The sequence below is a fragment of the Hymenobacter sp. CRA2 genome (assembly GCF_002007105.1).
GTDB lineage: Bacteria > Bacteroidota > Bacteroidia > Cytophagales > Hymenobacteraceae > Solirubrum.
On sequence record NZ_MVBC01000001.1, the window covers coordinates 102,179 to 123,501 of the forward strand.

The window sequence follows — 21,323 nt, forward strand, 5'->3', positions numbered from 1 at the left end:
CCTCAACGGCACTGCCCAAAATAGGCACCGCGCCCAACAGGGCAAAAGCAAAAAGCCCCGTTTGCGGCTTGCAAACGAGGCTTTCAGTGATTCCGCTGGGATTCGAACCCAGGACCCATACATTAAAAGTGTATTGCTCTACCAGCTGAGCTACAGAATCAGGGCCTTTCCGCGAAGCGTTGATTTCGTTGAAAGGGACGGCAAAAGTAGTAGGCGAGACGAGATATTGCAACCCTCCGTTACAAATACCAGCTGATTCAGCCCCGTCCGAAAAGTATTGCTCTTATTATCAGCTCAATATTTTTTACCCAAAGCCGCCCTTAGCCCGCTGACGGCCGCCGGGACTCCCGGAATTAGTTGAGAGCTTTGCGCAGCGGATTCTTTGCGGTGCAGCTCTACACCGGCTTTATCTACGAGGGGCTGGCAGTAGTCAGCCGCATGTGCCGCGAACTTGCGGCAGCGGGCTGCGTACAGCTGAGCGGAAGCTAAGCGCTTGGCCCTGACCGGCTGGCTGCGCGGCTTCGTGTCTCTCTTCTCATCACGTTTTAACCAATTTGCAGCTATGGGCAAAGGAGATAAAAAGTCGCGCCGCGGCAAACTGAGAAAGGGCTCCTTCGGGAAACGCCGGCCGCACAAACCCGACGCGAAGAAGAACACCACGGCCAAGCCAGCTGCGGCCGCAGCCGCTTCGTAACCCCCGAAAGGTTACTCTCTTAACGGCGCGGCTGCTCCATCCGGAGCGGCCGCGCCGTTTGTGTACCGGGCGGCAGCCGTTGTTGCGCCGTGGTCAGGATCAGCTACTTATTATGCCGGCTCGGCCTGAATGCGCACCGGCACCACGTCAGCAGGCTGACGGCCCTGGGCAAAGCGCTGCCGGTACTGCCGGACCCAGTACACCATCAGCGGCACGCCTACCACGGTGGGCCACAGGAAGCGGACTTCCATGGGCAGAAACGTAAATGAAGTAGCCGAGAAAGCCGAAACGGCGGCGATGTACGAAACGATGAAGCCGCGCATGTGGTCGAAAAACCAGCGGTTGGGCGCTAGTTGCTCGGGGTGGCGCAGCTTGTGCAATTCAGTTAGGGCCAGTCGGGTACCAATCAGGCCAAACACGCCCGGCACAATCTGCCGGGTAACTACCGCATAGCATACCGTGGCAATGAACACAAGCAGGGCTAGGCCCGAGCCCACCCAATCGTACAGGGCCGGGGCCTGGCCACGGCTGAGCCGCTTCTGGTACAGGGCGCGGTAGCCGAGGTACGAGAGGTAGAGCGAGAAAATACCCGTCAGCATCAGGAAGGTAAGCCCCTTGAAGGTGGCCGCAACGATGGCCGTAAGGCCGGCCGTGAGCATAGCCCAGAAGAACACCCGGCCCCAGAACCGGTGCGCGGGGCCGCCCTTGCGGGTGGCCAGCGCTGCCGGCGCCACAAAAAAGCCAATCATGCCGCAGCCGATGTGCAGCCAGCGGTTGAGGTGCAGGAAGGTTTCGATATCCATGGCGGTAGGCGCTAAGCGGTAAGTGGCGGCAACATACGCCGCCCTCCTACCGCCCGGCAACAGGCCGTTACCCAACCGTCGAATGCCGCGGATGAACCGTGGCGGGCCGCTACCGAACCGCCCCGCGCGGCTACAGCTTCACGCCTACTTTCCACTCCAGCACGTCGGCCGCGCCGCGGTGCACCTTCAGGTCCACGGCGCCGAACAGGTGCTCGGTGAAGTGGTATTTCAGCCCCACCCGCTCGTAGTAGAACTTGTTGGACTTGTAGGGATTGTAGAGGTAGAAGCCCAGGTGCGTATCGAAAGCCAGGCGGCCCAGCAGCAGCTCGTGGCCGATGAAGACGCCCGCCTTTTTCACGTCGGGCAGCTTGTCGCCGCTGCGGGCAGTGTCGCGCTGCTCGGCCAGCAGGCTGCGGTCGTAGAAGCCCTCCGCGCCCAGCAGCAGGTTGCTTTTGCGGTTGAGGCGCCGCCCGCCGGCCATCGTTACGGAGTTTACCCAGTACAGCCGGTGGTCGGATTCGTTGCGCTGCTTCACGCCCACGCTGGTGCTCAAGTTGAGGAAGTTGCGGCCCACGTCGGCGGGCAGGTCGTCGGCTGGGCGCGGCAGCGGCGTGAAGTGGCGCTGCTGGTGGTAGTTCAGCCCCACGAGCATCGTCGGCACATTGATGCCGAGGTTGGGCTTGGCCGTGGCCCCGTTGGAGTAGTGGTTCAGGCCCATGCCCAGCAGCAGGCCCAGTTTGGGCGTCAGGGCCACGTCGTACTCGGCCCGGGCCTGAATGGTGGCGTTCAGGTGCGAGCTGACGAAGGTGTTCTTGTGGTTGGTGCGCTGATCGAAGGGAAAGGGAAAGTACGCCACGCCCGTGCCCAGCCGGAAGCTTAGGTCCTGACGCGCAGTGCGCCAGAAGGTCTTGCTCAGGTACACGCTGGCGGCAAAGGAGCGGCGCAGCGTGGCATTGTGGTAATCATAATACACCGCGGCCAGGCCCACCTTGGGGTAGCGGTACCACGCGTGCCAGGGCGCGCGGCCCGTGAGCTGGCGCTGCAGGTTCAACTCCAGCCCCGTGGGGTGAGCCGTGACGAGGTGCTTGACGCGCGGCGAGTGGGCAATGATGAAACCGCCCTGTGCGTACACGCCTACCACGAAAGGCTCGGCCGGCCCGGCCGGCGCATCGGCCTGCTGCGCACGCAGCGGAGCGGCGGCACCGAGCCCGCACAACAACACAAACAAGCGGGTACTGAGCGACATAGACAGGCGGGCAAACTCCCGCAAAAGTAGCTAGCCCGCGCCGTTGGGCCGTTGTCTGGCCGAAAGAAACTGCCCGGTATCGGGTAGGCCGGCCCGGAGCCCTAACTTGCAACCGTTTAGCGGCCGCCCCCACTCCTTGGGGCAGTTACGGCTGCTTGTACTTGCTTCTATGAAATACCTTACCCCTCTTGCCCTGTTGCTGATGGCGGCCCCGCTGGCGCAGGCCCAGGACCCGAATGGTTTCCGCCTTGGCCTGAAGGCCGGGGCCACCTACGCCAACGCCGTGGGCGGCGGTGTGAAAAATATTGCCAGCTCGCAGTACACCAGCTCCCGGGCCCGCGGCGTGGTCGGCTATTCGGCTGGCCTCACCTTCAGCATCCCGGTGGGCGGCGGCGGCTGGTTTGCGGTGGCACCGGAAGTACTGTACACCCGCCGCGGCTACCACGTCAATTCGCCCTCGAACTCGACCATTACCACCCTGCCGAGCGGTAGCCGGGGCATCGAGTACCAGACCAAGCGTTACCTCCACTACTTCGACCTGCCCATCCTGGCGCACCTGAAAACCGGGAATTTCTTCTTCGAACTCGGGCCGCAGATCAGCTGGCTGCAAGGCGCCAAGGCCAGCTCCGACGTGGCCCTGACGGCCACTGCCAACGGCGACGTCACCACCACTGGCAGCAACCAGTTCCCCGACTTCACCAACACGCTGCAGGGCGAATCCTACAAGAGCGACCTGCGCCAGCTGGATTACAGCGGCGTCGTCGGCCTGGGCCTGCAGTCCCGCAGCGGCCTGAGCGTAACCCTACGCTACAGCCGCGGCTTCCGCAGCTTCCTCGATAGCAGCGGCGACGACCTAGAGCAGATCAAAGTCTACAACAGCACGCTGAGTTTGCAGGCCGGATACTCGCTGCCGGTGGGTAAGCGCTAAGCGGCTCCGGCGCAGGGCACAAGGCGGGCGGAAGGTTATTTTTTAGGGCTTGTTGTAACACTGGATAGGGTTTAGCAGTAAAAAGCACTGGTTTCGCATTCGAAGAGTGCAATTGAGGAGCTGGCTCACGCGAAATCCACCCACCCCAACCCCCGTTTCGTCATGAAAAAACTAGCCCTTTGCGCCTTGGCGCTGGCTACCGCCTCCATTGCGCACGCTCAGTCCCCCGGCGGCTTCCGCATCGGTCTGAAAGCAGGCGCGACTTATTCCAACATCTCGGGCGACGACGTCCAGCAGATTACCGGCGCGAACTATAGCTCCGACCTCGGGGACTACAAGTTCGGCTACAACGCTGGCGTGGCCTTCCAGGTCCCCATCAGCGACGATGGATTCTTCTCCATCGCGCCGGAAATCCTCTACAACCGCAAGGGCTACGAGATTCAGTCGCAAACCACTACGGGCTTGCCCACCGGCGTGGCCAAAATAGAACAGGAGCAGCAGCGGGTACTTCATTACCTGGACGTTCCGGTGCTGGCGCGCATCAACGCCGGCGGCCTGTTCTTTGAGCTGGGCCCGCAAGTGAGCTACCTGTTTGGTTCGCGCACCAAGACCCAATACACCGAGAAGCGTGCAGACGGCACCAAGGTGAAGGACGAGTCGCGTTCCAACTTCCTGGACTATACTGGTGTTAGCCGCGACGAGGCCTACAAATCTGACCTCGCGCAGTTCGACATCAGCGGCGTGGCCGGCGTGGGCTACATGACCGAAGGCGGCCTGAGCCTGAACCTGCGCTACGCCCGCGGCTTCAACTCGCTGATCGATACGAAAGACTCCGACAACGAGCCGAAGGCCTTCAACAACGCTTTCACCCTGCAAGTAGGCTACCTACTGCCCCTGGGCAGCCGCTAAGCCCCGTTTCCAGCCTTTTGCCAATGGGCCGCTCCTCACGGGGCGGCCCATTTTTTTGTCGCACAGTACCTGCGCCCTAAGCTAATCCGGCGGGCCGTAGTGAGATTATCCAACCGGCCTTGGCACGTTTATAGTATTACGCCCCGCACAGCATCTTACCTCACACTTTCACAAAACTGGCTTTTGACCATGAAAAAGGCTGTTTTAGCTTACTCTGCGCTGGCCCTGGCCGCTCTGGCCACGGCCCCTTCGGCCCACGCCCAGGGCATCCGTCTGGGGCTGCGCGCCGGGGGTGCCTACACCAACCTCGCCGGCAACATCCGCAACGAAAATACCTACAACAATAAGCTGGGCTTCATGGGCGGCGTGGTCCTGAATGCCGACCTCACCGGCGACGGGTTCTTCTCCATTCAGCCCGAGGTGCTTTACTCGCAAAAGGGCTTCGAGAACAAGCCGACGGAGTACACCAACACCCTGCTGGGCGTGGGCTACACCGAAAAGCGCGAGGGCAAAGTCAACTTCAACTACCTCGACGTGCCCGTGCTGGCGCGCATCAAAGCCGGCGGCCTCGTCCTGGAAGCTGGACCGCAGTACTCCTACCTGCTTTCGGCCAACGACGAAACCAAGCTGACGCGCACCCCGCAGCCCAACGGCACGCCGCAGACCTTCGAAAGCACCGACCGCAAAGACGTGAGCAACCTGAAGCGCAGCGAGTTGGGCTACGTGGCCGGCGTGGGGTACCAGGCCGATAACGGGCTCGGCATCGGGCTGCGCTACACCGGCGCCTTCAGCGACTTCGTGAAGGCCGACAACGGCGATACGTACTTCGGCGGCGACCTGAAAAACGCCCGCCACTCGGCCTTTCAGCTCTCGCTGAGCTACCTCTTCCCCGGCAAATAAGCAGGCTACAAACTCCATACGCCTGGCTTCCACTGCGGAAGCCAGGCGTATTTGTCGGGCCCGGCCGCCGGGCCAACCCGCAAGGCAATTTCGCGTTGTAGGACCGACATCGGCGCGTTGCCGCCCGGTGCATCTTTCATCCAACTCTTACCCACGGCAATGAAACACGCTTTCCTAGCCGCGGCTCTCCTGGTGGGAGCCACCCTGGCAGCGGCGCCCGGCGCGCACGCCCAGGGAATTCGCCTCGGCCTGAAAGCCGGCGCTAATTACTCCAACCTGGCCGGCGACGTCACCGATGAAGACCGGTACAAGAGCAAGTTTGGCCCGCACGGCGGCCTGGTGCTCAACATCGGCCTGCTCGACGACGGCTTTTTGTCCTTGCAGCCCGAAGTGCTGTTTTCGCAGAAAGGCTTCAAGTACGCCGATACGGAGTTTACCCTGCTCGGCGACCGGTACAAGTACACCGGCAAGGTCAACTACAACTACATAGACGTGCCGGTGCTCTTCAAGATCAACGCTGACGGCCTGTTCTTCGAGCTGGGACCGCAGGTAGGCTACCTGCTCAGCGTAAAGGACGACGTGAAGTTTACGCGCAACGGCAACCCGGTGAGCACCACTCAGAAATACAGCGACCTGGACAACGTGAAGCGTACGGAAATAGGCTACGCCGCCGGCGTGGGCTTTCAAGCCGATAGCGGCCCCATGATCGGGCTACGCTACAACGGCTCCTTCACGGACTTTGCCGACGACGGCTACCAAAACGACGACTTCCGCAACGCCCGCAACTCGGTGTTTCAGCTGTACGTGGGCTACCTGTTCGGCGGCAAGTAAGCCGCCATCATCTGCCCGCCGCCCCGCTTTTGCGCGGCGGGATTCACTTCTCCGGCAGTAGCCGCCACCTGGCTTCTGCTCTCTCTTCCCCATGAAAAAACTACTTCTGGCGCTGGCTCTCGGGGCCGCTGCCAACACCGCCATGGCCCAGGATGTGAAGTTCGGGCTGAAAATCGGTCCTACGCTCTCCTCCTACTACGGCGAAGCCCGACCCAACAACAGCAAATACATGCTCGGGCTGAACGGCGGCGTGTCAGCCAACATCGGCCTAACGGACCTGCTCTCCTTCCAGCCCGAACTGCTGTACTCGCAGAAGGGCAACGAATTCACCAACGGTGCGGTGAAGTCGACCACGCGCCTCAACTACCTGGACGTGCCGCTGCTGCTGCGCATCGACGTGGACGGGCCCTTCTTCGAAATCGGGCCGCACGTGGGGTACGCCCTCTCCGTGACGTCGACCGACGAGGTGAACGGCACCTCCAATAGCTTCGACAACAAGTCGAACGTCAACGACTGGGATGCGGGCGTGGTGCTGGGCATCGGCTACCAGCTCGACAACGGCCTGAGCATCGGCGGGCGCTACAACCCCAGCTTTACGCGGGTGGCTGTGAACGACCCGGCCGGCCGCGAAATCAAGGTGTATAACTCGGCCATTCAGTTCCAGCTGGGTTACCGCTTCGGCGATAAGTAAGCCTCCTCATCATAGAGCACTTCGAGCCCGGTCTGCTTGCAGATCGGGCTTGTTGTTTTTCAAGAAAATTTATTGCGCTTACGCTCAACCACTTGGTTAAGCAATGAACTTTTTAGGACCGTTTTCAGTTTGATTTGGCTTCATTTTAGCTCAGCTATATAGCACGTTCTAACATTAGTTTTTTAGCCGGTAATCCACTTTTCCAATTCCTTATCCGTTGTTCTTTTTACCCTATCGTGCACTGCCAGCGGCCGGAATACCGCTGGCAGTTCTGTTATTCTGCGCTTTCGCTGCCTGCGCTCAGCAGCTGCGCGTGGGCGTGCGGGGCGGCGGCAGCCTCACCAATGGCATTGGGGCCGACGCCAACGGCAGCTCGTTTCGCTTTGGCTACCACGGCGGCGCAGTAGTACAGCTGCGCGCCACGGAGCGGTGGTCGCTGCAGCCCGAAGTGCTGTACACCCTGAAGGGCGACGCAGCGGAGGCCTACGGACCGGCCATCAACGCAGGCCTGACTTACCTGGAAGCACCGGTGCTGCTGCGCTACCTGCGCGACGATGCTTTTATCGAGGCTGGTCCGTACGCGGCGTACCGGCTGCGCACCAGCTACAACGATAACGACGTGCAGCTTTCCGGCATCTCTCCCTACCAGCAGGCCGATTACGGCTTGGTCTTTGGGTTCGGCTACCAAGACCCGCAGGGCCTTAGCGTGGGCTGGCGCTACGTCACGGGGCTGCGCAATATCTACCGCCCCGTGGCCTTTGCCGACGCCCTCGAACACGTGCGGCTGCGCAACAGCAGCATTCAGCTTTCCTTCGCATACCTCCTACCGTGGGCGTGGGGCAAGCCGCGCTGATCGGGAGCGGCCAGAGACGCCTTGGTCCTCCCAGCAATAGGCCTGGCCAGGCGCCTTGCCCCTGCCATACTCAGCCCGATGGTTAATGCTTCAGCTTGCACTCTGCCCAACTGCAATTGACTATTTGCATCAAGTATGTACTATTCAAGCTGAATACTGTCAAAACTGTATTTATCTTCGCGCCGCCACAACGGCATATTCTACTCCTTATCACCCATGAAAAAAGTTTTTTTCGCGCTAGCAATTGCAATCGGTGTTAGCTCGGCCGCTCAAGCGCAGGTTACGCTCGGTATCAAGGCAGGCGCTAGCTTGGCTAACTACAACGGCGATGACTGGAAAGACATGGATTCGAAAGGCCTGGTGGGCTTCCACGGCGGCGTGACGCTGAATGCACCTATCACTTCAGACGGCTTCTTCTCCATCCAACCCGAGCTGCTGTACAGCCAGAAAGGCTGGCGCCTCGAAGAAGACGGCGAGAAATTCACCTCGCGCGTCCACAACATCGACCTGCCGATCCTGGCGCGCATCAACGCCGATGGCTTTATTTTCGAAGCTGGTCCGCAGATCGGTTTCCTGGCCGGTGCTACCACCAAGTACGAAGGCTCGCTGGGTGAGGCGAAGGACAGCGACACCGATGGCTACAACAAGCTGGACTTCGGCTACGTGGCTGGTGTGGGCTACCAATTCTCCAGCGGCCCGAACCTGGGCATCCGCTACAACGGGGGCATCAGCGGCGTTTTTGAGAAAGTAGACGGCGAATCGCTGAAGGTGCACAACTCCGTGTTCCAGTTCTACGTCGGCTACACTTTCAAGAAGTAGTCCGCTCGTTCGGAAGCACAAAAAACGCCTGGCTCAGCAGTTGAGCCAGGCGTTTTTTTATGCCCGGGTTGCTCGGGTGGCGCTAGGCATGCTCGCGCATCAGGCGGGCGTAGTGCTGGTAGAAGAGCGGAATGGTTTCGATGCCCTTCATGAAGTTGAACACGCCGTACTTCTCGTTGGGCGAGTGAATGGCGTCTGAATCGAGGCCGAAGCCGAGCAGCACCGAATCCACGCCCAGCTCCGACTTGAACATGGCCACAATGGGAATGGAACCGCCGCCGCGCGTCGGGATGGGCTTCTTGCCAAAGGTGTCTTCCAGGGCCTGGGCCGCAGCTTTGTAGGCCACCGAGTCGGTGGGCGTGACGACGGGCTCGCCGCCGTGGTGGGGCTTCACTACCACCGTAACGCCTTCGGGGGCGATGCTGGTGAAGTGCTGCTGAAACAGCTGACTGATTTCCTCCGAGGTCTGGTGCGGCACCAGGCGCATGGAGATTTTGGCGTAGGCCTTGGAGGCAATAACCGTCTTGGCGCCCTCGCCGGTGTAGCCGCCCCAGATACCGTTCACGTCGAGCGTTGGCCGGATGCTGGTGCGCTCAATGGTGGTGTAGCCCTTCTCGCCGTAGGTGGCGGGCAGGCCGATGCTCTGCTTGTACTCCTCTTCGCTGTAGGGCGCCTTGTTCAACTCGGTGCGCTCCTCTTCGCTGAGCACGTCCACGTTGTCGTAGAAGCCGGGGATGGTGATGTGCCCGTTCTCGTCGTGCAGGGAGGCAATCATCTTGCACAGCGCGTTGATGGGGTTGTGCACGGCGCCGCCGTAGAGGCCGGAGTGCAGGTCGCGGTTGGGGCCGGTCACCTCCACTTCGTGGTAGCTCAGCCCGCGCAGGCCCACCTCGATGCTGGGCGTGTCGTTGGCAATGATGCCAGTGTCAGAGAGCAGCACCACGTCGGCCTTGAGCTTGTCGCGGTTGGCGTTGACGAAGATGCCGAGGTTGTTGGAACCGACTTCCTCTTCGCCCTCAATCATCACCTTCACGTTGCAGGGCACGCCGCCCTGCTGGTTGAGCACCTCGAAGGCCTTCACGTGCATGTACACCTGGCCTTTGTCGTCGCAGGCGCCGCGGGCGTAGATGTTGCCGTCCTTGATAACCGGATCGAAGGGGCCGGAGGTCCACAGCTCGTAGGGGTCGGCGGGCTGCACGTCGTAGTGGCCGTACACCAGCACGGTGGGCAGGGCGGGGTCGATGAGCTTTTCGCCGTACACGATGGGGTTGCCGGCGGTGGGGCACAGCTCCACGTTGTCGAGGCCCACTTCTTCGAGGCGGGTCTTGAGGTACTCGGCCGCACGCAGCACGTCGCCGTGGAACTTGGGGTCGGCGGATACCGAGGGAATGCGCAGCCACTCCAGCAGTTCGCCCAGGAAGCGGTCCTGGTTTTCGGTCAGGAAGGTCGAAGTCATCAGCGTTGAGGGGAAATATGGTCGGGTTTGACGCGGAGCGTAAAGGTAAGCGGATGGGCGGTAAGGCAACGAACGGCTGGTTCATTGCCTTACCGCCCATCCGGAAGAGGCTGCTAATTGCAGAAGCCCCGATCCGGCTACAGCTGAAACACTTGGCGCAACCAATCGGCTTGGCGCTGCATGTTGTAAGGTCCGTGTAGGGTGCCAAAACAGCCCGCGCTGTTTACCTCACGGTTCATGCCCGTCAATACCCAATCTACGTACACCTTCCCCTGATGCACTTCCTTGACTATGCCCAGGGCTCGAATGGCAATGTTGCTGGCACCCTGGCCCAAGCGTGACTTCACGGCAATGCGGTCATTAGGCTTCATCTGGTCGCGCTTTTCCGCCAGGTTCGGCTTGTCCTCATCGTCGTAGCCCATTTCCCAGTAACCGCGGCGGTAAAAGGCCGCAGCTTGATCGGCACCCTCCCAGTTGGCTCCTACGAGCCAGTAATTCGGTTCAGTTTGCATGTAATGCAGTGGTAAAGAAGTAAGGGTTCTATTTTAAGTTATCTGCTTGGATTGTTAAGCCATCCGAAACATAAAAACTCAACCAGGGCATGGCCAGTAGGCCAAAGACCGTCATGCTTCGGCTCTGCTCCGCATGACTGAGCATCGTAATGCCATCAGTGAGTTGCTATCCGCGCAGCTTAGTGGGTATTCCCGCGCCAACAGCGGCGTAGGGCTTTCGCTCCGTTGCAGCCAGGTGGGTCCTAGCTGTTGCCTGGCGTGGTGCATGGCCCGACAAAGGGAATTGGCTAAGCTTAGCGCCAAGACTAGCTTCAGCAAAGATCCAGGGTATCGGCTGGGCCGGGCACGCCCGACAGCGCTTACGCGTGACCGTTCAGGCCCCGCTCCTGCCAGTACACGGTAAACGCAGTGCCCTCGCCTACTTCGCTGGACACCTCCAAGTGGCCGCCGCGGCTGGTAATGATGCGCTGCACCAAGTACAGACCCACGCCGGACCCGCCGATGTGGGGGTGCTGCCGCGCAAACGGCTGAAACACCGGTGCGGGCTGGCTGGGCAGCACCATGCCCGAGCCATTGTCGCGCACTTCCAGTACGGGCTGGCCCGCGGCGGAAAGGTAGCTGCGCACACGCACGTGAGGCGGCCGGTCGGGGTGCACGAATTTGAGCGCGTTGCTCACCAGGTTGTGTAGCACCGAGCGCAGATTGGCCCGGCCGTATACCAACGTGGGCGCTGCTTCCGCGTCCAGCTCCACCACGGCCTCGGTTTCCTGCACCTGCGCCCGCAGGCCTAGCAGTACTTCCTCGGCCACGTTGCGCACGTCCAGCTCTTCAGCTGGGGCCGAGAGGCCGCGCTGGTCGCGCACGGTGGCGGCCAACTCCTGTAGGGTGAGGTCGAGCTGGGTGAGGGCCTCGTCGAGCATGCCCAGCATTTGCTCGGCCTGCGGATCGGCGAAGGTGGCCCCCTGCCGCAGCTCGTCGAAGAGGCCGCGCAGGTTGAGCACCGGCTGCTTCAGATCGTGCGAGGCGGTGTACACGAAGGTATCCAGGTCGCGGTTGGCCTGGGCCAGCTCGTCGTACTGGGTTTGGAGCACCTGGCGCAGGCGGTGCTGGTCGTCCACATCGGTGCAGGCCCCGAACCAGCGGGGGCCCTGCTCGTCGGTGAGCTGCCGGGCCCGGATGATGTGCCAGCGGTAGCGGCCGTCGTGGCGGCGCATGCGAAACACGTTTTCGTACGGCTCGCCGGTGGCAATGCAATGCACCCACTGCCGGCCAGCGGCGGCCTGCTCGCTCGGGTGCAGCAGGTTGATCCAGCCCGTGGGGCCCAGCTCGTCGGTGCTCAGGCCGGAGTAGTCCTCCGTAAAGCGGTTGTAGTACTCGACAAAGCCTTCCGGCGTCGCCGTCCAGATCAGCTCCGGAATGCTGTCGGCCAGGAAGCGCAGCTCGGCCTCGCCGCGGCGGCGGGCTTCGGACAGCTCGCGCTGGTCGTGCACTTCGGTGAGGGCGCCGTGCCAGTACACGGGCTGGCCGGGGGCGTGCAGCTCGGGCAGGGCGCGGCTGAGCATCCAGCGGTAGTGGCCGTCGTAGCGGCGCAGGCGGTACTCGTAGCTCCAGCCCACGCCGGCCTTGCGGGCGGCTTCGGACTGGTAGAGCACGCGCAGCCGGTCGTCGGGATGAATGAGCAGCGGCCAGATGGCGTTCAGGTCGCAGGTAGGCGGCTGACCGGTAAACAAATACCACTGCGGACTCACGTACTCGTAGCGGCCGGCGCCATCCACCGTGAAGGTAATTTGGGGGGCCGTTTCGGTGAGCACGCGCAGGCGGGCATCGAGGCGGCGCGTTTCGATGGCCAGCTCGTGGGTGCGCTGCCGGGCCTGCTCCTGCACGGTCACGTCGACGGCAAATAGCAGCAGGCCGCTGATGCGGTTGTCGTCGAGCACCGGCTCCAGCGCCACGTCGCAGTAAATGGGTCCCGCGGCTCCCGTCTGCAGCTGGCAGGCCTTGGCCACGTAGGCCTTGCCGGTGCGGTACACCTGCTGCATCACATCGAGCAGATCGGCGGGCCACGGCCCCGCGTGCACGGCTACGGGCTGGCCGGTAGCATCGGCCGGGCCCAGCAGCCCTGCCATGGCTTCGTTGATGAACGTGTAGCGCAACTCCTCTCCTTCTAAGGTAGCTACCCCGGCCGGCAGGCGCCGGAGAATGTCCTGAAGGTGTTGTTCACGCATATAATAACGAGCAAATAGCAGCAGCCGTGAGTTGATACTCACCGCAAGGTAATCAGTATTAACCGCATGCTTCCGGTGTTAGCCGCGGGGCGGGGCTACTGCGCTGCGCCGGGCAGGGCCTGCGCGTAGGGCGCGGAGGTATCGGGCCCGAACACGGCCAGGCATACCAACTCCACCAGCGTAGCGTCGGCAATGCTAAGCGAAGTGGGGGGCGCCGGCACGCGGTGCGGCAGCAGAAAGCCCTCCAGCGCCTCGAAGCCGGCGGGCTCCAGCGGGTGAAAGGCCATGGACCACTGGGCGAAGCTGCGGGCGCTGATAGGCCGGTCGATGAGCTTTTGCACGTGGGAGTGGCGGCCGTCGCGGGCAATGCGCTCAAATAAGGCATCGGCCACTTCCGGCTCGGCCTCGAAGAGCTGGGCAATGTTGCCGTGACTGTAGAGCAGGATGCCCGTGACGTGGTGCTGAATATTGTCGCGGCGGCACTGGTCGAGCAGTTCCTGCAAATCCTGGTCGGACAGCGGATGCACGGCCCGGCTCAGGTAAACGATGTGCTTCATGGTGTGGAAAGAGAAGCCCCGCGGCGCAGGGAGGGCGGCTGCTTGGGTATACGACGCGGCCAGCATTAGCGCCGGGTCCGGTTAGGCTTTCAGGAAAAAGAGTTGCGAGTTACAAAGTTGGAGCGCTATTCCCGCTACTCAGCCGATTTTGTTCGCTGCCACCGCAGCAGAAAGCTCCTGGCGGGAGCTTCTCCCTATCTTTGAAGCAAGGCAACAAACTACATCACTCTATTTCTTTCATTCCTCTATTTTTAGCTCCACCCTTTTCTCACCGCCCTATTTGGCCTCTTAATACTGGCGGCCGCAGCCTGCTCCAAAAAGAAAGAGCCCGAACCCGAGCCCACGCTGGAAGGCAACTGGTATTCCACGGGCGGCACCAAGACGGAGTACACCCGCAGCGGCCAGGTGGTGTCCACGGCGCCTTACACGCTGCCGCGGTTTCTACTGCGCATCACCCCCACCACGTTTCAATACTTTGACGCGGCCACTTCGCACCCGCAATCCGTCCTGTACACCTACACGCGCCGCGACGACGTGTTCGGCACGGGCACCGGCCCTAACTTCCGCATCATCGAGCTGACGGCTTCCACCCTGGTGCTGGACCAAGGCGACGCCCCAAACCCGAACACCGGCAACTACACCATCACCCGCACCAACTTTACCCGTTGAGGCCAGACTACCGGCCCTGGGCGGCAGGCTATTGGTTAGCCTACCGCCCAGGGCCGGCTCTTGGTTAGCCGCATCAACACGAAGCGTGAGCGGCCGTCAGTGGTACGTAGCCGGTACAAATTGGCCAGCAATGGCTCCTGTTGCTGCAAGACATCAACTGGGTAAGCCTGGTCAGCCAGGTAGCGGCCCAGATACAGTTTATCACCGATACTGTAAGCCAGCTGCAACTGCGCTCCGAGGCCAATGCTAGCCGCCAACAGCACCGCCAGAAATGCCAGCACGGGTCCGGCAGCATCGGCTGGCAGCCCGCCGGAAGCGGTGAGCCATGCAGCGGCTAACAAGACCACCAGCATCAGGCCGGGGTGCCCATACTTCACCCAATACGTCAGAGCGGAATGCAGCCGTAGCCGCGGCGGTGCTGGCGAAGCAGCCGGACGCATCGTGCACACCACAACCCATACCAAGCCCCCCACAATTAGTGCCGGCCCGGTATAAATGCCCTGAAAGGCATCGGGCCAGTGCATGAGGCGGAACAACAAGCCCGTTGCGCCCAATAATGCGCCCAAGCCAATAATTACTATGCTACTGATTGCCCTTATCATAAGGATTAGCTTTTACTTCCGCCCAAAGAGTGGCACGCGGCTTTCGGTGCCGGCGCGCAGCCGGCCGATGTTGGCGCGGTGGGTGTAGATCAGCAGCGCGGCCAGCACGAAGCCTACCCCAATCAGGAAAGGCTGCGGCGGCGCAAACCAGGGCGTGAGCTGCAATAGGGCAAAGGCCACGCCCGCCGTCATGGAGCTGAGCGAGACGTAGCGCGACACCAGCAGCACGGCCAGGAACACCAATAGGCACACGCCCACGGTGGCGGGGGCCACGCCCAGCATCATGCCCAGGATGGTAGCCACACCCTTGCCGCCGCGAAACTGCGCGAAGACCGGGTAAATGTGCCCCACCACGGCCAGCACGCCGCAGGCCAGGCGGTAGTACACCTCGTGCTCGGCCGGAACGGCGCCCTGCTGCACCAGCCACATCGGCAGGAAATAGGCCGCTACGAAGCCCTTCAGCGCATCGACCAGCAGCACGAAGGAGCCGGGCTTCTTGCCGAGCACGCGGAAGGTATTGGTGGCGCCCGCGTTGCCCGAGCCGTGCTCCCGCACATCGAGGCCGTAGAAGCGGCGGCCTACCCAGAGGGCCGTGGGAATGGAGCCGAGCAGGTAGGCCAGCACAAGGGCCAGCAGGATAAAAGCAATAGTCATGGGGAAGGCGTAGGGGTCATCAAATATAGGCAGCGCGACCATGGACGGCACCCACAGAACAGCCAAGCGCTAAAAACAACCGCGCCCCGACCAAGGGCCGGGGCGCGGTTCACAGGCAGGACCAATGGGTTAGTCGCCGAAGGGGTCGTCCTCGTTTTTCTTCTTCGAGGGCTTCTTCTCCTTTTCTTTCTTCGGCTCGGCGGCCTTCTCCTCCGTCGGCTCGGCGGCTACCTCGTCCTTCTTCTTTTTGTCCTTCTTCGAGGGCTCCGCGGCGGGCTCGGCCGGCGCATCGGCTACGGCTTCGTCTTTCTTCTTCTTGTCCTTCTTGGCGGGTTCGGCAGCCGGTTCGGCCGGAGCATCGGCGGCTACTTCATCCTTTTTCTTCTTGTCCTTCTTAGCCGGCTCGGCAGCCGGTTCGTTGCCACCGGTAGCGAAGGGGTCGTTGGCGTCGGCCTCGGCATCCTTCTTCTTTTTCTTCTCCTTCTTGGTCGGCTCGGCCGGGGCATCGGCGGTAGCGCCCTGCTCGTTGCCGAACTGGTCGTCCTGAGCGTCGCCTTTCTTCTTCTTATTCTTCTTGCCCGAGTCCGACTCCATGTTGTCGAAGTTGCCGGTAGGCTGCGGGCGCGACACCACTTTCTGCGGCTTGGCCTCGCCGAGGTAGTCCTTGCGGAAGTGGTTCACGAACAGATTACGCTCCTGCTCGTCGCCGAGGAAGAAGCCGTAGTTGGTGGCCGTGTTGTAGTCGCCCTTGGCAGCGCGGCCCAGGATTTCGTCGAACTCACCGTGCTGGGCCTTGGCCAGCAGCTTGTTCTCGGAGTACTTGAAGTAGTACCAGGTTTCGGGGTCGGCCTCCAGGTACAGCTCCACAGCGTCGCCGGTGCTTTCCTTCTTGATTTCAATGTAGCCGTCAATCAGGGCGTTGATGTCCTTCTTACCGATGCTTACCAGGCCGATTTTGCCCACCGAGTACCACGCGTTGTACTTGTTGGACCACTTCAGGTTCACCTGGCTCAGCATGATGTCGTGCAGGAACTTGCCCGACACCTTCTGCAGCGGCACGTAGTTGCCGGTCTTGCGGTTGGCGTAGTCGCTGATGGTTTTGGAACCGGCAAACTCGCCCAGCTTGTACAGCTCGCTCTGCGAGCCGCTCAGCGCCTCGGGCAGCCCTTTCGAGTACTTGGCCATATCCTCCGCCATGGCTTCGAAGGCCTTGTCGGGGAAGTTCAGGTCGAAGGCCATCATGGCGTCTACCTGGTAGCGGCTGGAGTCCGTATTGGCCCGGCCCACGCCCGAGGCAGTGACGTTGTAGTCCTTGTTGGTACCGATCAGGCCCAGCTTGCCGCGGAAGTTCAGCACGCCCGTCGAGTCGTTCACCGTCAGCACCGAGCCCTCGTAGATTTCCTGCTCCAGCGGATCGTGCTGGCTGATGGTGTAGATGCGCTTTTTCGGGTCGTAGGTCAGCATGCCGTCGGTCTGGAACAGGTTGCCGTCCGTCACGTTGGACTTGGCCGCCACAAAGAGCGGGTAGGGCTTGCCGGTGCCTTCGTTCTGGTAAATGCCCGTCATCATCGGCGTGCCGTCTTCGGCCTTCACCTCCTTCATCCTGATCTTGACGAACTGCGGATCAATACTATCCTGCACCGGGAACCAGTCGGCCGAAGTGGCCACTTTGCTGAACTCCAGGCGCGCCTGCCCGTCGAAGGCAAAGCCCTTGCGCTGCGAGTTCATCGTCACGCCGCCGCGGTACTGAATGCGCGGCGCGATGCGGAACTTGTCGGTAGCCTTGATTTCGGCCACGGCCAGGGTGGGCGGCGCAGGCGGCGTATCGTCGTTGCTGTTGCCGCGCTTGAGCAGGCCGCTGCTCTTCTTCTTGCCCTCGCCCTTCACCAGTCCCACCGAGGCAGAGTCGACGGTGAAGTTGGCAAACTTAATGGCGAAGGAGTCAGTGGGCGTCTTGTAGTTGTAGAGGGCGTTGCCGGTGAAGGCCGCGCGGCTCAGCACCTTGACTTCGCCCTTGTACAGGTGGTGAAACTTGCCCAGTGTGTCCATGGTGATGCCCGCGTTCTGGAAGGCGCGCATTTCGGCGTTGGGCAGCACGTACACGCGGTTCGAGTCGGGCTCGATCCAGGCGTCGGCGGCGGCCACGTAAGGCACGCCGTCGGCCACCAGGCGGTACTTGTTCAGGTCGTACTTACCGGCGGCAGCGCGGAACTTCAGGCCCTTCTGCTCCGGCTTCATGGAGTAGAAGTAAGCCCGCGTGGAGTCCTGGCCAGCGGCTACGCGCAGCTGCACGGTCTTCTTCTTGAAGTCCCAGCGGCCGCCGCTCAGCGAGGTGCGGTACTGCGAGTACGGCAGCTCGATGTTGGACTTGGTCACGCCCTCGGCGCGGGCAAAGTCGGCGTAGCTGCGCTTGATGTCGTAGGTAAACGCCACATCGGGCGCGGTCAGGGCCGGCTTGTTGGGCTCCGCCGATTTTACGCTGACGGTACCGTTCTGGCCCTTGTACTGGGTGGGCAGGAAGGTAAACGAGTTCGAGCGGATAACGGACTGCGCGTTTTCCATGCGCCCGATACCGCCCAAGCCTTTGGGCGTGAGGGCCGCTGTGCCCTTGTAGAGGTAGGTGCCGTCGTAGAAGCGCATGGCCTCCCCTTTCGGCGCCGTGGAAAGGTACATGGTGTCGGCCTTTACCACCCACTTCATCTGGTAGCCGGGCAGCAGGGCCACTTTCGGGTACTCGGCCCCGTTCAGCGTGCCTTCCTTGATGGTCGCCGTTTTGCCCACCGTCACCACGGAGTCCTTGTAGAAGATGAACTGGTCGCTGTGCAGGTTGGCCGAGAGGTAATCCATCGTGCCGTCGCCCTGAATGCCGCGGTTGCTCATCCTCACCTGGTTGTACAGGCGGGCTTTGCCGCCGTACACCGGGAAGCCTTCCTTGGGCACGGCGTAATTAAAGCCCAAAGAGCCGTCTTCCTGCATGGTCAGCTTCGTTTTGAAGTCCGGCAGGATGCCGCCCGACACGAACGTGCCCTTGAAGCCCACCGCGGCGGTCTTGTTGTTGTAGAGCGAGTCGAGCTTGAAGGGCGGAATGTCGAAGTACACTGTCGTGTCGTAGGCGCCGCCGAGCACTTCGGGCTTGTTGAAAAACACGTAGGCGCCGGTGGTGGCGTCGAACGAGGGGAAGGCGCCCAGTTTCTTGCGGCCCGACTTGTTGTTCGGCGCGTTGATGTACAGACGACCCGCCGCGTGACGGCCCTTGTTGGTGAGGGCAAAGTCGTTGTCCTTGCGCGCCTTCAGGGCCGAGCCCTTTGAGCCCTTGCCCTTCACGATGATGGAGTCAATCTTGAACATGTCGATGAAGAACCCATCGTAATCAAACTTGAACTCCTTGCCCTTGAAGATAAAGGCCGAGGCCACCACCGTACCGTTGAAGTCGATGTTGCGGTTTTTCTGAATGCGCACGATGCTGGAATCCGGCTTCACGAACACCGTCACCGAGTCGTCGGAGAAGTTGAAGCGGTCCACGCCGCGCACCAGCAGCACGTTGCTGTTCAGGTTCAGCGAGGCGTTTTTGCCGTTCGGAGCCAAGGACTTGATGGCAATGTGGTCGTAGTCCTTCTTGCCGCGGGCCGAGTTGACGTAGTGCAGGGCCTTGGGCAGCAGCGTCACGTCGCCGTTGGTTTGGTCGATGGACACGTACCCGTCGCGGGCCAGGCCCGAAATGGCCGAGCGCACGTTGGGTTCCTTCAGGTTCAGGGCCTCCACCAGGTCCTGCACCGTGAAGCGCTTCACGTTGTTGTGCGTCTGGCTGTAGCCCACCACCATCTGCAAGGGGTGCAGGCGGTTGATGGCGTGAATCTGCTGAAAGCGCGTATTGGTGTAGAACTCCTTGGACTCAAACGCCGAGGTTACCTGGTTTTTGGCCGTCAGCGTCTGGAAGTCGATGTTCGGCGTTTTCAGGTTCCACGTCAGCTGCTCGGCCGACAGTTCCATCTGGTGGTAAGAGTCGTAGTACGGCGTGGTCTTGTAGAGACCTTCCTCGCGGGCCAGCAGCAGTACCTGCCGCGGCTTGGAGAACTTAAGCTTCACGCCCGGGTGCGTCACCGAGTCGGACTTGTCTTCGAAAATGGTAATGGCCGCGCGGTTGGAGGCAATCAGCGTGTCGCCGAGCTGGTAGCTGCGCGAGGCGGCGCGGAAGCGCGGCTTGCCCTCGTAGCTCACCGTGATGCGCGACAGCGCTCCGTCCAGTGAAGACGAGTACATCTGCTTGCCGTTCAGCGAGAAGCCGCCTTGGTAGGTGATGTTGTCGCCGATATTTTTGACGCGGGCGTCGTTCGTCAGCGACACAAAGCGCGGGTAGCCCGAATCGGCCCCGTTCTTCTTCTGCACGCTCTTGTAGGCCAGGGCGCCCTTGATGGGTGCCTCCAGCACGGCCGGGTAGGTCAGCGTGACGGGCTCGGCCTTGAACTCGGCCTTGGTCACGTCCATGTCGAACGGGCCCAGCTCGGCGGTGAGCGGGTTCCCATTGATCTGCCAGCCGAAGGTGCCGCCCTTGCCGGCAAACTTGCCGGTAGTCGTCACCAATGAGCCGCTGGTTTTCTGAATCACCACCGAATCATGGGCCGTGGCAATAACCAGGTCGGCGTCCTTCAGCTCGATAACCGGGCCTTTGGTGCTCGGGGGCATGTAGCTGTCCACGTAGGCTGGGGTGGCCGAGGCCGAAGCCGGCTCGTCCTTCCACTCGTCGGCGGCGGGCTTGGCGGGCTCAGCAGCTTTGGGGGTGGTGGCCGGTTTGGCGGCGGGCTTGGCCGTGGCAGTGGCTTTCTTGGCCGGCGCGGTGGTTTTCTTCTTTACCGGAGCGCCCCAGCCGTCGTCGGAGCTGGAGCCCCAGCCGCCGGTGTCCCAGCTGCCCGAGTCCCAATCGTCCCAGCCGCTGCTTTTCTTCTTGGCCGGGGCGGGTTTGGGCTTCGGTTTGGCCGCCGGTGCCGCCGGCTTAGCGGCCAGTTTCGGAGCGGGAGCGGCGGGTTTCGCCGACTCTGGCTTGGGTGCAGGTTTGGCCGCGTCCCAGCCCGAGCCGCCGGTAGCCGGAATGCCACCGGGCTGGTCGGTTTCGTTGTAGGCGAAGGTGATGGCCGAGCTGTTGGTCAGCCGCAGCCGGTTGTAGCGCGAGCTGTAGAGCTGACGCGTCTTCAGGAACTGCGTGGTGGTGCCGATAAACTGCTGCAGCTCCTTCAAATCCTGCGGCACCAGAGCCTTGCCGGTCACGTCCAGCAGCTGATCGGTTTGCGGATCGGTGAGCGGCTGCGCACCTTGCTTGGCAGCTATCAGCATACCCCAGAACGACTCGAAGTGCGGTCGGGGCTTGAGACGGCGCTCCTGCATCTTGCGCGCCAGCTCGATGATCTTGGCCTGCTGCGACGTCGTGAGCTTGTTCGAGCCCCAGAGTTGCCGCAGCTGCTCGGTGGTGGCAATGGCCGCAGGGTTCTTGGTGGTGGCCATCCAGGCCACTACCTCGCCGATAAAGGTTGCGGGATCGGTACTAAACGGGGTGGTGCCGGGGCGAACGGCAGCCGTGGGGGCGGGTGGAGTGGTGGTGGCGGCCGGCGCTTGTGGCTTGGCCGTCTGGGCCCGACCCACTGTGGTCGACCCCCAGGCCAGCAACGCACAAAGCCCCCACGCAGCAAATTGCTTCATACAGATGCCTTCAGGCGGAATTATCCGCCTACAATTTCCGAAAAAGTTGGCGGACTTTCCGTCGCTATGATTGTCAATGGTTTGCCAACTTGGTTGCATCCCATTTGGCCCCGGTCGGGTGCTGTAATCAGTAGCTCGGCCGTACCCCCAAACGCCAATAGAACCAGGAAGTTCATCGGTGGAAAATTCACCGAGCGACGGCACTTACAGGGCATATTCAGTTGCCTGCTCCGGGCGTAGTCTGCTAAGGCAAAACCGGCCGAAAGGGTGCTACTCGCTTACT

Annotated in this window: 18 protein-coding genes and 1 tRNA gene; 9 read left to right on the top strand and 10 right to left on the bottom strand. The window is 61.8% G+C overall.

The window, feature by feature from the left end; genetic code table 11:
* Positions 1–87: 87 nt before the first annotated feature.
* A tRNA-Lys gene (locus tag B0919_RS00380) sits at positions 88–160 on the bottom strand.
* 333 nt (positions 161–493) lie between these two features.
* On the opposite strand from B0919_RS00380, the gene B0919_RS00385 reads away from it, so the two are divergent.
* Complete coding sequence (locus tag B0919_RS00385; RefSeq protein ID WP_254846430.1) at positions 494–694, top strand: 30S ribosomal protein THX; 201 nt, start codon at positions 494–496, stop codon at positions 692–694.
* 110 nt (positions 695–804) lie between these two features.
* On the opposite strand, the gene B0919_RS00390 is transcribed toward B0919_RS00385, so the two are convergent.
* Both B0919_RS00390 and B0919_RS00395 read right to left on the bottom strand, forming a co-directional pair.
* Positions 805–1,497, bottom strand: coding sequence for a hypothetical protein (locus B0919_RS00390; RefSeq protein WP_078010215.1), 693 nt, complete (start codon positions 1,495–1,497; stop codon positions 805–807).
* A 130-nt stretch (positions 1,498–1,627) separates the two neighbouring features.
* Entirely contained in the window at positions 1,628–2,743 is a 1,116-nt protein-coding gene (locus B0919_RS00395) for an acyloxyacyl hydrolase (RefSeq protein ID WP_078010216.1), read from the bottom strand.
* 169 nt (positions 2,744–2,912) lie between these two features.
* Between B0919_RS00395 and B0919_RS00400 the strand changes: the two genes are divergently transcribed.
* The 7 genes from B0919_RS00400 (at position 2,913) to B0919_RS00430 (ending at position 8,674) form a co-directional block, all read left to right on the top strand.
* Positions 2,913–3,671: a porin family protein gene (locus B0919_RS00400; protein WP_078010217.1), complete on the top strand. Its 759-nt coding sequence runs from the start codon at positions 2,913–2,915 to the stop codon at positions 3,669–3,671.
* A 162-nt stretch (positions 3,672–3,833) separates the two neighbouring features.
* Positions 3,834–4,580 carry a porin family protein gene (locus B0919_RS00405; protein WP_078010218.1) on the top strand — a complete coding sequence of 249 codons (747 nt, stop codon included), beginning with the start codon at positions 3,834–3,836 and terminating at the stop codon, positions 4,578–4,580.
* A 189-nt stretch (positions 4,581–4,769) separates the two neighbouring features.
* Positions 4,770–5,480, top strand: coding sequence for a porin family protein (locus B0919_RS00410; RefSeq protein WP_254846431.1), 711 nt, complete (start codon positions 4,770–4,772; stop codon positions 5,478–5,480).
* A gap of 159 nt (positions 5,481–5,639) precedes the next feature.
* On the top strand, positions 5,640–6,311 hold the full coding sequence (locus tag B0919_RS00415) for a porin family protein (protein WP_078010219.1): 672 nt from the start codon (positions 5,640–5,642) through the stop codon (positions 6,309–6,311).
* 91 nt (positions 6,312–6,402) lie between these two features.
* Positions 6,403–7,002 carry a porin family protein gene (locus tag B0919_RS00420; protein WP_078010220.1) on the top strand — a complete coding sequence of 200 codons (600 nt, stop codon included), beginning with the start codon at positions 6,403–6,405 and terminating at the stop codon, positions 7,000–7,002.
* A gap of 217 nt (positions 7,003–7,219) precedes the next feature.
* Positions 7,220–7,855 (top strand): porin family protein, encoded by a 636-nt coding sequence (locus B0919_RS00425; RefSeq protein ID WP_176132786.1) that lies wholly within the window; start codon positions 7,220–7,222, stop codon positions 7,853–7,855.
* A gap of 216 nt (positions 7,856–8,071) precedes the next feature.
* A complete protein-coding gene (locus B0919_RS00430) occupies positions 8,072–8,674 on the top strand; it encodes a porin family protein (RefSeq protein WP_078010222.1) in 603 nt (200 codons plus the stop codon).
* Between the two features lie 82 nt (positions 8,675–8,756).
* On the opposite strand, the gene B0919_RS00435 is transcribed toward B0919_RS00430, so the two are convergent.
* From B0919_RS00435 to B0919_RS00450, 4 genes are all read right to left on the bottom strand, one after another.
* Positions 8,757–10,130: a dipeptidase gene (locus B0919_RS00435; RefSeq protein WP_078010223.1), complete on the bottom strand. Its 1,374-nt coding sequence runs from the start codon at positions 10,128–10,130 to the stop codon at positions 8,757–8,759.
* 137 nt (positions 10,131–10,267) lie between these two features.
* A complete protein-coding gene (locus B0919_RS00440) occupies positions 10,268–10,642 on the bottom strand; it encodes a hypothetical protein (protein ID WP_078010224.1) in 375 nt (124 codons plus the stop codon).
* Positions 10,643–11,001: 359 nt separating this feature from the next.
* On the bottom strand, positions 11,002–12,867 hold the full coding sequence (locus tag B0919_RS00445; protein ID WP_078010225.1) for a PAS domain-containing sensor histidine kinase: 1,866 nt from the start codon (positions 12,865–12,867) through the stop codon (positions 11,002–11,004).
* A gap of 95 nt (positions 12,868–12,962) precedes the next feature.
* The gene (locus B0919_RS00450; protein ID WP_176132787.1) at positions 12,963–13,424 is read right to left on the bottom strand and encodes a BLUF domain-containing protein; all 462 of its coding nucleotides are present in this window, start codon (positions 13,422–13,424) and stop codon (positions 12,963–12,965) included.
* A 408-nt stretch (positions 13,425–13,832) separates the two neighbouring features.
* Here B0919_RS00450 and B0919_RS00455 point away from each other — a divergent pair, with 408 nt between their 5' ends.
* Positions 13,833–14,093 (top strand): hypothetical protein, encoded by a 261-nt coding sequence (locus B0919_RS00455; protein ID WP_139361809.1) that lies wholly within the window; start codon positions 13,833–13,835, stop codon positions 14,091–14,093.
* 35 nt (positions 14,094–14,128) lie between these two features.
* Here B0919_RS00455 and B0919_RS00460 read toward each other — a convergent pair whose 3' ends face one another.
* The 3 genes from B0919_RS00460 to B0919_RS25075 form a co-directional block, all read right to left on the bottom strand.
* On the bottom strand, positions 14,129–14,617 hold the full coding sequence (locus B0919_RS00460; protein ID WP_139361810.1) for a hypothetical protein: 489 nt from the start codon (positions 14,615–14,617) through the stop codon (positions 14,129–14,131).
* Positions 14,618–14,707: 90 nt separating this feature from the next.
* A complete protein-coding gene (gene plsY / locus B0919_RS00465; protein ID WP_078010857.1) occupies positions 14,708–15,349 on the bottom strand; it encodes a glycerol-3-phosphate 1-O-acyltransferase PlsY in 642 nt (213 codons plus the stop codon).
* A gap of 129 nt (positions 15,350–15,478) precedes the next feature.
* Positions 15,479–21,040 carry a hypothetical protein gene (locus tag B0919_RS25075; RefSeq protein WP_176132789.1) on the bottom strand — a complete coding sequence of 1,854 codons (5,562 nt, stop codon included), beginning with the start codon at positions 21,038–21,040 and terminating at the stop codon, positions 15,479–15,481.
* Positions 21,041–21,323: the final 283 nt, after the last annotated feature.

What these genes read in the sequence shown, in the direction of transcription:
- B0919_RS00430 (WP_078010222.1), top strand. Translation starts at nt 8,072, where the DNA reads ATGAAAAAAGTTTTTTTCGCGCTAGCAATTGCAATCGGTGTTAGCTCG.
- B0919_RS00405 (WP_078010218.1), top strand. Translation starts at nt 3,834, where the DNA reads ATGAAAAAACTAGCCCTTTGCGCCTTGGCGCTGGCTACCGCCTCCATT.
- B0919_RS00400 (WP_078010217.1), top strand. Translation starts at nt 2,913, where the DNA reads ATGAAATACCTTACCCCTCTTGCCCTGTTGCTGATGGCGGCCCCGCTG.
- plsY (WP_078010857.1), bottom strand. Translation starts at nt 15,349, where the DNA reads ATGACTATTGCTTTTATCCTGCTGGCCCTTGTGCTGGCCTACCTGCTC.
- B0919_RS00445 (WP_078010225.1), bottom strand. Translation starts at nt 12,867, where the DNA reads ATGCGTGAACAACACCTTCAGGACATTCTCCGGCGCCTGCCGGCCGGG.
- B0919_RS00440 (WP_078010224.1), bottom strand. Translation starts at nt 10,642, where the DNA reads ATGCAAACTGAACCGAATTACTGGCTCGTAGGAGCCAACTGGGAGGGT.
- B0919_RS00395 (WP_078010216.1), bottom strand. Translation starts at nt 2,743, where the DNA reads ATGTCGCTCAGTACCCGCTTGTTTGTGTTGTTGTGCGGGCTCGGTGCC.
- B0919_RS00435 (WP_078010223.1), bottom strand. Translation starts at nt 10,130, where the DNA reads ATGACTTCGACCTTCCTGACCGAAAACCAGGACCGCTTCCTGGGCGAA.
- B0919_RS00450 (WP_176132787.1), bottom strand. Translation starts at nt 13,424, where the DNA reads ATGAAGCACATCGTTTACCTGAGCCGGGCCGTGCATCCGCTGTCCGAC.
- B0919_RS00460 (WP_139361810.1), bottom strand. Translation starts at nt 14,617, where the DNA reads ATGCACTGGCCCGATGCCTTTCAGGGCATTTATACCGGGCCGGCACTA.
- B0919_RS00415 (WP_078010219.1), top strand. Translation starts at nt 5,640, where the DNA reads ATGAAACACGCTTTCCTAGCCGCGGCTCTCCTGGTGGGAGCCACCCTG.
- B0919_RS00420 (WP_078010220.1), top strand. Translation starts at nt 6,403, where the DNA reads ATGAAAAAACTACTTCTGGCGCTGGCTCTCGGGGCCGCTGCCAACACC.
- B0919_RS25075 (WP_176132789.1), bottom strand. Translation starts at nt 21,040, where the DNA reads ATGAAGCAATTTGCTGCGTGGGGGCTTTGTGCGTTGCTGGCCTGGGGG.
- B0919_RS00410 (WP_254846431.1), top strand. Translation starts at nt 4,770, where the DNA reads ATGAAAAAGGCTGTTTTAGCTTACTCTGCGCTGGCCCTGGCCGCTCTG.
- B0919_RS00390 (WP_078010215.1), bottom strand. Translation starts at nt 1,497, where the DNA reads ATGGATATCGAAACCTTCCTGCACCTCAACCGCTGGCTGCACATCGGC.